This is a genomic window from Jatrophihabitans telluris (genome assembly GCF_023516435.1).
GTDB classification, from domain to species: domain Bacteria; phylum Actinomycetota; class Actinomycetes; order Mycobacteriales; family Jatrophihabitantaceae; genus Jatrophihabitans_A; species Jatrophihabitans_A telluris.
Genome location: NZ_CP097332.1, coordinates 520,148 through 532,839 on the forward strand (window position 1 = coordinate 520,148; position 12,692 = coordinate 532,839).

The 12,692-nt window shown below is 67.9% G+C and carries 14 protein-coding genes; 11 read left to right on the forward strand and 3 right to left on the reverse strand.

Translation table 11 applies throughout. The features are described from left to right. Positions 1–55 precede the first annotated feature (55 nt). The 4 genes from M6D93_RS02510 to ccsB are packed head-to-tail and all read left to right on the forward strand — an operon-like array spanning position 56 to position 4,124. Complete coding sequence (locus M6D93_RS02510; protein WP_249772707.1) at positions 56–670, forward strand: TlpA disulfide reductase family protein; 615 nt, start codon at positions 56–58, stop codon at positions 668–670. A 1-nt stretch (position 671) separates the two neighbouring features. Next, a complete protein-coding gene (locus M6D93_RS02515) occupies positions 672–1,445 on the forward strand; it encodes a cytochrome c biogenesis CcdA family protein (protein WP_249772709.1) in 774 nt (257 codons plus the stop codon). Continuing rightward, positions 1,442–3,061 carry a cytochrome c biogenesis protein ResB gene (resB, locus tag M6D93_RS02520; protein ID WP_249772711.1) on the forward strand — a complete coding sequence of 540 codons (1,620 nt, stop codon included), beginning with the start codon at positions 1,442–1,444 and terminating at the stop codon, positions 3,059–3,061. Before M6D93_RS02515 ends, resB begins: the two co-directional genes overlap by 4 nt. Positions 3,062–3,065: 4 nt before the next feature. After that, complete coding sequence (gene ccsB / locus M6D93_RS02525; protein WP_249772713.1) at positions 3,066–4,124, forward strand: c-type cytochrome biogenesis protein CcsB; 1,059 nt, start codon at positions 3,066–3,068, stop codon at positions 4,122–4,124. 94 nt (positions 4,125–4,218) lie between these two features. Here the strand turns inward: ccsB and M6D93_RS02530 are convergent, their stop codons facing one another. Next, positions 4,219–4,644, reverse strand: coding sequence for a PLDc N-terminal domain-containing protein (locus M6D93_RS02530; RefSeq protein ID WP_249772715.1), 426 nt, complete (start codon positions 4,642–4,644; stop codon positions 4,219–4,221). Positions 4,645–4,748: 104 nt separating this feature from the next. Here M6D93_RS02530 and M6D93_RS02535 point away from each other — a divergent pair, with 104 nt between their 5' ends. From M6D93_RS02535 to M6D93_RS02545, 3 genes are read left to right on the forward strand one after another with little or no spacing between them, the layout of a single operon-like run. Next, positions 4,749–6,203, forward strand: a complete 1,455-nt coding sequence (locus tag M6D93_RS02535; RefSeq protein WP_249772717.1) for a menaquinone biosynthesis decarboxylase — start codon at positions 4,749–4,751, stop codon at positions 6,201–6,203. Positions 6,204–6,240: 37 nt separating this feature from the next. Further along, the gene (mqnP, locus tag M6D93_RS02540) at positions 6,241–7,149 is read left to right on the forward strand and encodes a menaquinone biosynthesis prenyltransferase MqnP (RefSeq protein WP_249772719.1); all 909 of its coding nucleotides are present in this window, start codon (positions 6,241–6,243) and stop codon (positions 7,147–7,149) included. Further along, entirely contained in the window at positions 7,146–7,802 is a 657-nt protein-coding gene (locus M6D93_RS02545; RefSeq protein ID WP_249772721.1) for a UbiX family flavin prenyltransferase, read from the forward strand. The genes mqnP and M6D93_RS02545 overlap by 4 nt, the downstream gene beginning before the upstream one ends. Positions 7,803–7,825: 23 nt before the next feature. On the opposite strand, the gene M6D93_RS02550 is transcribed toward M6D93_RS02545, so the two are convergent. After that, complete coding sequence (locus M6D93_RS02550; protein ID WP_249772724.1) at positions 7,826–8,380, reverse strand: hypothetical protein; 555 nt, start codon at positions 8,378–8,380, stop codon at positions 7,826–7,828. 258 nt (positions 8,381–8,638) lie between these two features. On the opposite strand from M6D93_RS02550, the gene M6D93_RS02555 reads away from it, so the two are divergent. The 4 genes from M6D93_RS02555 (at position 8,639) to M6D93_RS02570 (ending at position 11,936) form a co-directional block, all read left to right on the forward strand. Further along, positions 8,639–9,106 (forward strand): Lrp/AsnC family transcriptional regulator, encoded by a 468-nt coding sequence (locus tag M6D93_RS02555; RefSeq protein ID WP_249772726.1) that lies wholly within the window; start codon positions 8,639–8,641, stop codon positions 9,104–9,106. A 66-nt stretch (positions 9,107–9,172) separates the two neighbouring features. Then, positions 9,173–9,913, forward strand: a complete 741-nt coding sequence (locus M6D93_RS02560; protein ID WP_347343734.1) for a polyprenol monophosphomannose synthase — start codon at positions 9,173–9,175, stop codon at positions 9,911–9,913. 269 nt (positions 9,914–10,182) lie between these two features. After that, positions 10,183–10,626, forward strand: coding sequence for a VOC family protein (locus M6D93_RS02565; protein WP_249772730.1), 444 nt, complete (start codon positions 10,183–10,185; stop codon positions 10,624–10,626). Between the two features lie 125 nt (positions 10,627–10,751). Continuing rightward, on the forward strand, positions 10,752–11,936 hold the full coding sequence (locus tag M6D93_RS02570) for a DUF3472 domain-containing protein (RefSeq protein WP_249772732.1): 1,185 nt from the start codon (positions 10,752–10,754) through the stop codon (positions 11,934–11,936). 143 nt (positions 11,937–12,079) lie between these two features. Here the strand turns inward: M6D93_RS02570 and M6D93_RS02575 are convergent, their stop codons facing one another. Then, complete coding sequence (locus tag M6D93_RS02575) at positions 12,080–12,688, reverse strand: FMN-binding negative transcriptional regulator (protein ID WP_249772734.1); 609 nt, start codon at positions 12,686–12,688, stop codon at positions 12,080–12,082. Between the last annotated feature and the right edge of the window lie 4 nt (positions 12,689–12,692).

Below are 12,692 nucleotides of genomic sequence, written 5' to 3' on the forward strand. Positions count from 1 at the left end.
CAATTTGCGGGGGTGGGTGCAGGTGTGGGCTGCAACACGCTGCACACTGGAGGGGATGAAAACCCGGCCGATTTCGTCTCGCTTGCGCCGCGTACTGGCTCTCGCCGTCGCGCTGCTGCTGGGCTGCGCCGCGCTGGCGGCCTGCTCGGGCGGTAAGAACGCGGTCAACCAGAACTCCTCGGACGGCTTCAACTTCGTACAGGGCACCAAGAAGGGCGTGGTCATCCCCGTTGCGCGCCGCAAGCTGGCCGGCGACGTCAACGGCGCCCTGGTGGGCTCATCGGCGAAGTATCGACTGAGCGAGGATATGGGCAAGATCGTCGTGCTCAACTTCTTCGCGGCGTGGTGCATACCGTGCCAGGTCGAAAGCCCCCAGTTCGACCTCATGTACCGGCAGCTCAAGACCAAGGGCGTTCAGTTCGTCGGTCTTGACGTCAAGGACCAACTCAGCGGGGTCCGCTCGTTCATCGCCGACAAGGGCTTGACCTACCCGATCGTGTTCGATCCGTCGGCGAAGACCGCACTGCAGCTGGGTAATGTCCCGCTCGTCGCCTTGCCCGCGACCGCCGTCGTCGACAAGCACGGCCGGGTCGCCGCTGTGTACACCGGCGGCGCCTTGCTGCCCAAGGATCTCACCCCGGTGCTCGACGCCCTCACCGCCGAATCGTGACATGAGCGTCCTGGCCAGCGGATTCTCCAACACCGTCAGCGACGGTTCGCTGCTGCCCGCGGCCGGGGTGGCGCTGCTGGTCGGCGTCGTCGGGTTCTTGTCGCCGTGCGTGTTGCCGCTGGTGCCCGGCTACCTTTCCTACGTCGCCGGCCTCGCCGGTAGCCAGCAGGACGGCATGGCCTTGAAGGTCCGGCAGCGACGCATGCTGGCCGGAGCGGCACTGTTCGTGCTCGGGTTCACGTCGGTGTTCGTGGCCGCCGGCGCATTGTTCGGCACTCTCAGCTCACAGATGGCCGTGCACCACGTCGCGCTGGAACAGGTATTCGGGGTCATCACGATCGCGATGGGCATCGCCTTCCTGGGCAAGATCCCGTTGTTGCAGCGGGAGTTCAAGATTCATCGGCTTCCAAGATCAGGGTTGCTCGGCGCACCCCTGCTCGGCATCACCTTCGGGCTCGCCTGGACGCCCTGCCTCACCCCGACCCTGTCGGCCGTGCTGGGAATGGCGACGAGTGCGGGAACCGCCGGCCGGGGCACCGTGCTGTCGATCGCCTACTGCATCGGCCTGGGCGTGCCGTTCCTGCTGGTAGCCCTCGGCCTGGGCTGGGTCACCGGCGCGCTGGCGGTCGTGCGCCGGCACGGACAGGTGGTCGGCCAGTTGGGCGGCGCAGTCCTGATCGTGATGGGAGTCCTGCTGCTGACCGGCACCTGGGACCAGTGGATGAACTGGCTGCGGTCCGAATTCAGCAACGCCGGCGTCGGGGCGGGCTTGTGAGCCTCACCGGCGGCGTCCCCGCCCGCCTCGTCCGCCAGTGGTGGCGTCGCCTCATCTCGATGCGGACCGCCATCGTCCTGCTGTTTCTGCTCGCGCTGGCCGCGGTGCCGGGTTCGCTCCTGCCGCAACGGCCGCTGAACGAGCCCAAAGTGCAGGCCTACCTCGCGTCGCACGGATCGTGGGGCAAGGTCCTGGACCGGCTCGGTGCCTTCGACGTGTTCGGGTCGTTCTGGTTCGCCGCGGTGTACCTGCTGCTGTTCGTTTCCCTGATCGGCTGCCTGATCCCTCGGATTCAGGTCTACTCCCGCGCACTGCGCGCCAAGCCGCTCAAGGCACCGAAGAACCTCACGCGGCTGGCCGAGCACGACGAGTTGCGCACGGCACAGTCGGCCGAACAAGTGGCGGCGTCGGTGACCGGCCTGCTCCGCCCCCGGTGGCGGACCGTCCGGCGCGAAGAAGGTGACACGCTCACGATCTCGGCCGAGAAGGGTTACCTGCGCGAAGCCGGAAACCTGCTGTTCCACGTGGCCCTGCTCAGCAGCCTGGTCTTCATCGCCGCCGGAAAGCTCTACGGCTACCAGGGATCGATAGTCACCACCGAGGGCAACGGATTCTGCAACACGGTGATTTCCTACGATTCGTTCAAAGCTGGTCGCTGGGTCGACCAGGGCGCGATCACCCCGTTCTGCGTGGACAAGTTGAATTCCTTCACCGCCAGCTATCGCGATGACGGAACTCCGTCTTCGTTCCGCGCCGATGTCACCTACTCCGACGGCGTGAACGGTGCGGCCAAGCACGACGTCATCACCGTCAATCACCCGCTGCGCCTGCAGGGCGACCGGGTGTACCTGATCAACCACGGCTTCGCGCCGACGGTGACGGTGAAGCGTCCCGGCAAGGCCGCCGTCACCGACACCGCCCCGTTCCTGCCGCAGGACACCTTCTTCACCAGCGAGGGTGTCTTCAAGTTCGTCGGGACGGGTAAGGACGGCAAGGCCGCCGACCTCGGGCTGAAGGCGATCTTCGCGCCCACGCCCGTGGACGACGGCAACGGCGTGATCAGCTCGTCCTCGCCCCAGGTGGACAAGCCGATCCTGGCGTTACTCGCGTACCAGGGCGACTCCCAGGCCGGCAACGGCATTCCCCAGTCCGTCTACGCCCTCGACGTCTCCAAGATGACCAAGATCGCGGGCAAGAACATGGCGGTCGGCGACAGCCTGACGTTGCCCGACGGAACGGTCATCACCTTCGACGGGTACAAGCAGTGGGCCGCCATGCAGGTCTCCCACGACCCGGCGCAGGGCTTCCTGCTGGTGGCGGTGGTACTGATGGTGCTCGGCCTGCTCGGCTCCCTGGTGGTCCGGCGCCGTCGCGTCTGGTTGCGGATCATTCCGATGGCCGACCCGTCGACCGGACTCATGACCGATGCTGAGTCGGCGCCGGCGGACGCGCCTCGTACGCTGATCCAGGTGGGTGGTCTCGCCCGCAGCGACTCGGGCAACTTCACCACCGAGTTCGAAGCGTTGCTGGCGAGGCTTCGCCAGGTACTGTCCGCCGTTCCGGCCCCGGGGTCATCCGACTCCGCCGTGGTCGGTGCCGGCGCCGGAAAGGACTGATTCGATGGCGATCAACACCGGGCTCGCGCAGCTCTCGGAGTTCTTGTGGACGGGCGCGACGGGCACGTACATGTTGGCGGCCGTCGCCTACACGGGCGAGTACGCCTTCGGCCGCACCGGCCGCATCGCCAAGACCTCGGTCACCGCCGTCACCCGCGAACCTGCCCTGGTGGGCGCCGGTGTCGGCGCCGCGTCCGGCTCCGCATCCGCGGTCGGCGCCACCTCAGCACGCGACATCGACGCGTCGTCGCCGCCGGTCGAGCCCGCGCCCCAGCGCGACGCCGGACGTACCTGGGGGCGGGCGGCGATCGCGTTCACCATCCTCGGCCTGTCGTTGCACATCGCGTGCGTGCTGATCCGCGGGATCGCGGTGGACCGGGTGCCGTGGGGCAACATGTACGAGTTCACCCTCGTCGTCGGCATGATCGCCACCATCGCCTGGCTGGCAACACTGGTGCGGATGCCGCAGCTGCGCTACCTCGGCCTGTTCATCATGTTCCCGGTGCTGGTGGTGATGTTCCTGGCCGGCACCCTGTACACCAAGGCGTCCAAGCTCGTCCCGGCTCTGCAGTCCTACTGGCTGGCCATCCACGTCTCGTCCGTCGCCGTCGCCGAGGGCATCCTCGTGACCTCGGCCGCGATCACGATCATGTACCTGATTCGCTCCCGCTACGAGCGTGGCCAGGCCGCGATCGAAGCCGGTCAACCAGGCCCGCGGCGGTTCGCCACCCTGGGAGAGCAGTTCCCGGCCTCGGCGTCGCTCGACAAGGCCGCGTACCGCACGGTTGCCTTCGCCTTTCCGATCTACACCGCCGGGGTCATCTTCGGCGCCATCTGGGCCGAAGCGGCCTGGGGCCGGTACTGGGGCTGGGATCCGAAGGAGACCTGGGCGTTCATCGCCTGGGTGGTCTATGCCGGGTACTTGCACGCCCGGGCCACCGCGGGCTGGAAGGGCAGCCGCGCGGCGTGGATCAATCTGCTCGGCTTCGGTGCGATGACGTTCAACTTCTTCGTCGTGAACATCGTGATCTCCGGGCTGCACTCCTACGCCGGCCTAAACTAGCGATTCGGCCGGCACCGGCCCGCCACCGGTGGCCAGCTGTCCCGGCCGTCGTGCGTGCCGAGGGCGGGCGGACCCGCCGCCGTCGACGGTCGCGCTAGAGTTTGCGCAGGAAGTCGGGATCGTCGTCCGGGCCGACTGGACGCGACGTTCCCGGACGGTTCCCGCGTTGGCCTTGGCCGCGCCCGCCCAACCCACCGGGTCCGAACCCGCCGGAGCCGAATCCGCTTGCGCGGCCACCCCCCGACCCGAAGCCGGACCCGAAACCGCCGGACCCGGAACCGCCCGACCCGAACCCGCCGCGTCCGCGGGGTACGTCGCCGCCGTCGCCGGGTGAGGACGCTTTCGGCTTGCCGAAAAAGATCCAGAAGAACGCGGCGATCGGGAACAGGAGAATCAGGACGACCCACGCGAACTTCGGCAGCAGTCGGATGCGGCTGTTGTCGGAGGTGAGGGAGTCGAAGATCGCCCAGAGCCAGAGCACCACGAGCGCTATCGCGAACAACGATCCCAGCTTGATCACGCCTTCGAGGGTACGTCGGTACGACCCCGCGTGCCGAAGCACTTGGCGCGCGCACAGGCAGAGGTCAGCGCACACTGCGGGACCCCCGTCCGGATACTGATGAGGTGGCATACACAGATCTGAGCGAATTCGTGGCCGACCTGGAACGGTCCGGGGACCTGGTGCGGGTGAACGCGCCGGTCGACCCGCGGCTGGAGGTGACCGGCATCGTTCAGCGGGTGGTGGCCGGCAAGGGGCCGGCGTTGCTGTTCACCAACCCGACCCGTGGCCAGATGCCGCTGTTGATGAACCTGTTCGGAACCACCGACCGAATGTGCCGGGCCCTCGGAGTCCGGTCCTTCGACGAGATCGGCGACCGGATCGGTGAGCTGCTCAAGCCGGAACTTCCGCACGGCTTGTCCGGTCTTCGAGACGCCCTGGGCAAGGCGGCCCAGCTGCGCGCCCTGCCGCCCAAGCACGTGAAGAGGGCACCGTGCCAGGACGTGATCCTGCGCGAGGACGACGTCGATCTCGACCGGCTGCCGGGAGTGCTGTCCTGGCCTCAGGACGGTGGAGTGTTCCTCAACCTCGGTCTGACTCACACCAAGCATCCCGAAACCGGCGCCCGCAATCTCGGGATGTACCGACTGCAGCAGCAGGATTCGCGGACCGTCAGCCTGCATTGGCAGATCCACAAGGATTCGACCTCGCACGCGGCGGTGGCCGAGCGGGCCGGTGAGCGGTTGCCGGTGGCGATCGCCTTCGGCTGCCCACCCGCGGTCACCTACGCGGCCTCGGCTCCGTTGCCGGCCGACATCGACGAGTACCTGTTCGCCGGATTCCTGCAGCAGGAGCGGGTCGAGATGGTCGATTGCGTGTCGGTCCCGCTGCAGGTGCCGGCCAACGCCCAGATCGTCCTGGAGGGGTGGGTCGAACCGGGGCAGCGATTGCCGGAGGGGCCGTTCGGGGACCACACCGGCTTCTACACACCGGTCGAGCCGTTCCCGTTCATGCGGGTGGACGTCATGACCATGCGCCGCGACCCGATCTACCAGTCGATCGTCGTGGGGCGTCCGCCCCAGGAGGACGGTCCGCTGGGCAAGGCCACCGAGCGGATCTTCCTGCCTCTGATCAAGCTCACCCTGCCGGAGATCGTCGACTACGACCTGCCCGAGGCCGGGGTGTTCCACAATTGCGCGATCGTGTCCATCGACAAGCGGTTCCCCAAGCACGCCCACAAGGTGATGAACGCGATCTGGGGCGCCGGCCTGCTGTCGCTGTCGAAGCTGATCGTCGTCGTCGACAAGGACTGCGACGTGCACGACTACACCGAGGTTGCCTGGCGGGCGTTCGGCAACGTTGATTACGCCCACGACGTCGTGCACATGACCGGCCCGGTCGATCATCTGGACCACTCGTCCTACGAACAGTTCTACGGCGGCAAGCTCGGCATCGACGCGACGGCCAAGTGGGAGACCGAAGGGTATCGACGTGCGGGCGGGTGGCCGGAGGAGTGCGTGCTGGACGAGGACACGCTGGCCCTCGTCGAGCGCCGCTGGCGGGAGTACGGCATCGGGTGAGCCGGATGCCTGACACCGCGTTTGGCACACTGAGCGGGTGAGTGCGTCGACCGCCACCGTGCCCGGGCCGCAGGTCGGCAGGATTCGGGCCTTCCTGCGATTGGTGATGATCGAGCACTCCGTGTTCGCGTTGCCGTTCGCGCTGATCGCGGCGTTCACGGCCATGTGGTCGCAGGACCGCTCGATCCACTGGCGGCAGCTGGTGCTCATCCTGGTGGCCATGGTGTCCGCCCGCACGGTCGCGATGGCCGGAAACCGCATCCTCGACCGGCATTTCGATGCCCTCAATCCCCGTACCGCGAACCGGGAACTCGTCACGGGGGTCCTTTCCCTGTCGGTGGCCTGGCGCGGCCTGGGCGTGGCGCTGGCGATCTTCCTGGCCAGCGCGGCCCTGCTCGGTTGGTTGCCGTTGCTGCTCTCGCCGGTCGCCGTCGGGCTGCTGATCCTGTACTCCTACGGCAAGCGGTTCACTGACTTCCCGCAGGTGCTGCTCGGCCTCGCGCAGGCGGTTGCTCCGATCGGGGCCTGGATGGGGGTGACCGGCGGGTTCGCCTGGCCGGCTACCGCGCTGGGCCTGGCCGTCGGAACCTGGATCGGTGGCTTCGACCTGATCTACTCGTGCCAGGACGCCGAGATCGATCGGCAGATCAAGTCCAGGTCCTTTCCCGCCCGGTTCGGTATCCCGTCCGCGCTGCGCTGGTCCTGCCTCACCCATGCCGCCACCGTGGCCTGTTACGCCTGGTTCGGCCTGGCCGCCGGCCTCGGGCCGATCTGGTGGGTCGGGCTGGCCGTCACGACGGCGGTGCTGGTCTACGAGCACGTCATCGTGCGCGCCGACGACCTGTCGCGCGTGAACCGGGCCTTCTTCACCGCCAACGGGTTCGTGGGGATCCAGCTGTTCCTGTTCGCGCTGATCGATCTGGTCGTCCAGGGCCTGCGTCCGTGACGGCCGATGCGCGCCGGCCCTGGATCGTCGGCGTCTCCGGTGCCTCGGGAACCCCTTACGCCCGCGCCGTCGTCAACGGCCTGCTCGACGCGGGCCTACCGGTCGACCTCGTCGTCTCGAGAGCCGCCCGGCTGACCATCCTGGACGAGACCGGGATCGCGTTCCGGGACAGTCACTGGCAGGACGATCTCGCGTGCTGGCTGGGTCGCGAGGAACCGGGCCTCGAGGGCCCCGTCCGGTACTGGACCGCCGGTGATCTGGCCGCCGCGCCCGCCAGTGGGTCCTACCGCGCCCGGGGAATGATCGTGGTCCCGGCCTCGACGGCGGCGGTGGCCGGCATCGCCATCGGACTGAGCAAGGATCTCCTGCAGCGGGCTGCGGATGTCAGCCTGAAGGAGCGACGCCCGTTGGTCATCGTCCCCCGCGAGACGCCGTATACCCGCAGCACGTTGTCGCACCTGCTCACGCTGCACGACGCCGGAGCGGTGGTGCTGCCCGCCAGCCCGGCTTTCTACGCCGGCGGGGGCTCGGTGGCGCAACTGGTGGACTTCGTCGCGGCCAAGGTGCTCGACGTCATCGGTGTCGAGCACAGCCTGATCACCCGTTGGACCGGACAGCTCGGGGCCGCCCGGCAGAAACCGGACGGCCCCTGACTGCAGTCGAGGCTGGACCGTGCTCAGCCTTCGATCGCGCCGACGGCGGCGTCGGCCAAGTGCTCGGCAGCCGTGTCGAACCCGCCGCGCAGGGTGGTGTCAGCGATCCGGGAGCCGATGCCGGCGAGGGTGACGGCGGCGACGGCGAACATCTCCGCGGTCAGCCACGGGTGCGGTTCGGGGTCCGGGTCGGGTCCGGGAGGCCAGGGCCACGGCCAATTCGGCGGCCACGGGATCGGCCGCGGGTGGGTGCCGCACCAGTCGTCGATCTCGGCGACCAACAGTTCGGCGCCGTTGCGCTTCTGGCCGTGCGCGTTGATCGCGTTCAGGGCCAGCTGGGCGACGAGCTCGACGGCGGCCACGCGGACCTCCCGCGGCGGCAGCGGCTGCGGGTTCAGTTCGTCCGCGGCCCGGGACGCGCGCCCCGGCGGGATCGGCTGCGGGTTCAGTTCCACCTCGGCGGCGCGCGAGACGAAGCCGCCGAGCAGGACGAATGGGACGTGCGGATGCAGGATCTCGTACAGCTCCGGATGGGACCGGGCGATGATCTCCAGCAGCCGGGCAGTGCTTGTGGCCATGGTGTCTTCCTTCCCCGAGTGACCGCTCACTGCGGCCGCACCCCTGAGGAGCAGCTGCACCCGCGCACTGATACGGACCGCTGTCCGAACCGCTGTCCGGATGGCTGATACCGACGGCTGACCGAACCCACTGTCCAACGCGTTGCCCGAACCCGCTGACCGAACCCGCTGTCCGAGCCGCAGTCCGAAGCGCTGCCTGCCGCCCGGCTCCGTGGCCGGTGCTGGGTCTCCCGGCGGCCACCTGCCAGACTGCCTGGCATGGATTCAGTCGACCGCGCCCTGCTCGATGCGTTGCGAGCCAACGCCCGCGCGACGTTCGCGGAGCTTGCTCGCGAGGTCGGGCTGTCGGCCCCGGCGGTGCACGAGCGGGTGGGCAAGCTCGAGGCGGCCGGCATCATTACCGGCTACCACGCCGCGGTGGCTCCGGAGTCCCTCGGGTACTCGATGAGCGCCCTGGTCGGCGTGTTCCTCTCCGACACCGCCGACGAGGATGCGGTCGCGGAGCAGATCGCCGCGATCGGCGCGGTCGAGGACTGCTGGTTCGTCGCTGGGGAGGAGTCGTTCGTGGTCAAGGTCCGCGTCCCGGACATCGGTGGCCTGGAGCGGGCGATCCGCGATCTGTCGAAGCTGGACGGCGTGTCGCGTACCCGATCGACCGTCGTCCTTTCGACCCGGTTCGAAGGACGCGTGCAGTCCGCGCGACCGTCCGCTGAGAACGCGCTGTAGCTACCTGAGCAGAATCAGAACCAGGACCCGTAGAGTCTCGTGATCGTGAATCCGGAGGACGGGCAGATGGCGCAGGACCCGAAGATCGTCGTGGTGGTGCCGACCTACAACGAGGTCGAAAGCTTGCCGGTGTTGATCGCTCAGCTGCGCGAACTCGGCCAACCGAACCTGCACGTTCTGGTGGTGGACGACAACTCCCCGGACGGCACCGGCAAGCTGGCCGACGAGCTGGCCGATGAACTGGCCGGCTCGGGGGGCGGGACGATCTCGACCCTGCACCGGCAGGAGAAGGACGGCCTGGGGCGGGCCTACGTGGCCGGTATGACCCGGGCGCTGGCCGATGGCGCCGACATCGTCATCCAGATGGATGCGGACCTGTCGCATCCCGTCTCGGTGATACCGGCCATGGTCGAGCTGCTGACGAGGACGGACGCGGCGATGGTGATCGGTTCCCGTTACGTGCCGGGCGGGTCGACGGCCTCGGAGTGGCCCTGGCACCGCAAAGCTCTGTCGGCGTGGGCGAACCTCTACGTGAACGCGATCCTGCATCTGCACGTCAGGGACGCCACGGCCGGGTTCAAGGCGTGGCGGTCGAGCACGCTGGCCGCTCTCGATCTGCCCTCGATCCGCAGCAACGGTTACTCGTTCCAGGTGGAGATGAACTACCGCACCGTGCAGCGCGGCCTGCCTATCGTCGAGGTGCCCATCCGGTTCGAGGAGCGTGCGCAGGGTGCGTCGAAGATGACCCTGAAGGTACAACTGGAATCGGCCCGGACTCCCTGGAAGCTGCGGTTCGCCCGCCACTGACGTCCCCGCCGTCCTGCCTCACCCACGCGCCCCTGTCTCACCCGCGGCCCCTGTCTCACCCGCGCGCCCCTGTCTCACCCGCGCGCCCCTGTCTCACCCGCGCGAATGGGCAGTTTGACGGCGAATGGGCGCCCAGGACTGCCCATTCGCGCCCGAACTGCCCATTCGCGGGGAGCTGGGTCGCGCCCGAACTGCCCATTCGCGGGGAGCTGGGTCGCCCCGAACTGCCCATTCGCGAGCAGCCGGGGGACGACGGCACAATCGGGGGCATGCGACAGAGCCTGCAATTGATCACCCTGGCGGTCTCCGATGTCGACGCCAGCCGCGGTTTCTACAGCGATGGTCTCGGTTGGACACCCGTCCTCGATCTGCCCGAGGTGGTGTTCTATCAAGTCGGCCACGGACTGTTGCTGTCGCTGTTCAGGCGCGAGGACTTCTCCGACGACGTCGGTGCGCCGGCCGAGGCCGGCTCGGGTTTCAGCCTCGCTCAGGTCGTCGACTCCACCGGGACGGTCGATGCGATCGCGGCCGCGGCCCGCGCTGCGGGTGCTGAGATCCTCAAGCCACCGCAGCAGGCCAGCTTCGGTGGCTATCACACCTACTTCGCTGACCCGGACGGACATCGCTGGGAGATTGCTTACAACCCTGGCTTCTCCGTGGCCGAAGACGGCACCGTCTCACTTTCAGAGATCACCGTGAGCGACCACCCGTGATCGTTGCGTTGAATCGCCTGTTTTCTAAGGCGTATCTCGATCGCCGATGGAGAATCTTCATGTTTCATTGAGGAAAGTCGCGGTTCGCCCGCGTGGATGACCGCGATCCGCTACCGTTCACGATCATGATCAACAAGAACAATTCCCCACGTTGGAAGACACTTGCGGTGAGCGTGGCTGCGGCAGTCGCGGCCGGCACGATTGGTTTCGCTGCGGTAGAGGCTGCGTCCCCGCAGAAGGCGGCGGGTGCTTCGACACCTGGCAAGGTGCCCGGGCTGTACGCGTATCCGGCCTCCATGCCGAGCTACACCAACCTCAAATTCAGTACCACGCTCTACAGTGATCCCGGCGCCCAAGCCCACATCTTCTGGGCTCATCAGTTCGGCATGACCAACGGCAAAGTCGGCTACGTCGGCACCCAGACCACTCGCGACAAGGCGGGTAACAACCTATGGCTGTTCTCGGTGTGGGGCGCGACGGACTGTGAGGCGAACCCGGGCGCAAACCTCAACGGGAACTGTGTCCACAGCACCGACGGCCAGCCGGGTGCGAGCGCGCGGATCAACTACCGGTGGAAGACCGGCGTGACCTACGGAATGCGGCTGTTGAAGATCGCCGGTCGCCCCGGGTGGTGGAACGCGTCGCTCATCGATGGGACGAACGCGAAGACCGTCTCGATCGGCAACCTGCAGATCGGGGCAAACGCGACCAAGGTGGCCCCGAATGTCAGCTGGGTCGAATACTTCAGCTGGAGCAACCCCGCAGCGGTCTGCTCCAACCAGGCCAACAGCTCCGCTCGTTTCGGTCCGATGACCGGCGACGGGGGCACGGTGAAATACAGCAGGACCAAGCTTGGGGAGTATTGCCAGGACGGCGATCACGTGAGCATCGACGCGGGCGGAGCCGCCCTGCTGGCGGCGACCCCGGCGGGTGGCGCGACGCCGAAACCGGCCGCCGATCCGGTCGTCAAGCCGGCCCTGAAGCCGGCCCTGAAGCCGGCCCTGAAGCCGGCCCTGAAACCGGCCCTGAATCCGTCGCCGACCGCCATGGCCAGCTCAGCGCTGACCGGCACCGCCGCCGGTTCGACCACGTCCCCCGCGACAAAGCTCTCAGTGAAGCCCTCAACGAAGCCGTCCGTGACGGCCAGCGCGCCGACGTCCACCCCGACGGCGCAACCCACGGCGCGGCCGAGCAGGCCGGTACGTCCGTCTCGCGGGGATCGGTGGAGCGAGCGCCGTCGTCGCCCGCTGCGCAACTGGCACGGTCACAGGCACGGTAAATGGGCGCCGGATGAGGACCTGAAGTGGTAGCCGAGCCAGCCCTCCCGAGCCCATCGGCCCAGTCCACCCCAGTCCACCTCAGCCCGCCCAGCACGTTGACGTTGCCCTAGTTGCTCCACAGATCTCGTTGAGGTTGCCCTTGTTGCGCGCAACAAGGGCAACCTCAACGGGTTTTAGGGCAGCCGGTCGGCGATCTTGCGCGCAATCGGATCGGCCGGTCCCAGACCGGCGACCACGCCGGCCTGGTCGGCTTCCGTGCGATTCTGGCTGAGCTTGGACTTGGCCTCGACCCGGAAAATCACCAGTTCCAGCCCCACGATTGCCCGCAACTGCCCGTCGATGAACGCCGGCGGTGCGTCCGTGACCGACCATGGATCGGCGCGCGAAGCTTCGTGTCGCTCGGTCAATCGCGTGACGATCCCGCGTAGCCACTCGACGTCGTCGTGGGCGACAAGCCGCCCGTAGACGTGAACCGTCTCGTAGTTCCACGTCGGCACCACCCGGCCGTGTTCGGGCTTGCTCGCGTAGAAACCGGGCGAGATGTACGCATCGGGACCGCGGAGAATCGCCAGCACATCCCCGGTCGCCTCCCACTGCGGATTGTTGCGGGCAACGTGTCCCAGCAGGCGGCCGTGCGGCCCACCGCCGGCGTCGTAGAGCAAAGGCAGGAAGGTCGCGACCAGGCCGTCCGGACCGGTACCGACGAGGTCTGCGGTGTTAACCGACTCCAGCACCTGGCGGGCGCGTTCGGGTGGCATGACGAAGTGCGACGGGACGTACACCCGT

Bases quoted from the DNA above. Each gene is read 5' to 3' on its own strand.
- M6D93_RS02510 (WP_249772707.1), top strand. From the start codon at position 56: ATGAAAACCCGGCCGATTTCGTCTCGCTTGCGCCGCGTACTGGCTCTC.
- M6D93_RS02515 (WP_249772709.1), top strand. From the start codon at position 672: ATGAGCGTCCTGGCCAGCGGATTCTCCAACACCGTCAGCGACGGTTCG.
- ccsB (WP_249772713.1), top strand. From the start codon at position 3,066: ATGGCGATCAACACCGGGCTCGCGCAGCTCTCGGAGTTCTTGTGGACG.
- M6D93_RS02550 (WP_249772724.1), bottom strand. From the start codon at position 8,380: ATGGCCACAAGCACTGCCCGGCTGCTGGAGATCATCGCCCGGTCCCAT.
- M6D93_RS02555 (WP_249772726.1), top strand. From the start codon at position 8,639: ATGGATTCAGTCGACCGCGCCCTGCTCGATGCGTTGCGAGCCAACGCC.
- M6D93_RS02560 (WP_347343734.1), top strand. From the start codon at position 9,173: ATGGCGCAGGACCCGAAGATCGTCGTGGTGGTGCCGACCTACAACGAG.
- M6D93_RS02565 (WP_249772730.1), top strand. From the start codon at position 10,183: ATGCGACAGAGCCTGCAATTGATCACCCTGGCGGTCTCCGATGTCGAC.
- M6D93_RS02570 (WP_249772732.1), top strand. From the start codon at position 10,752: ATGATCAACAAGAACAATTCCCCACGTTGGAAGACACTTGCGGTGAGC.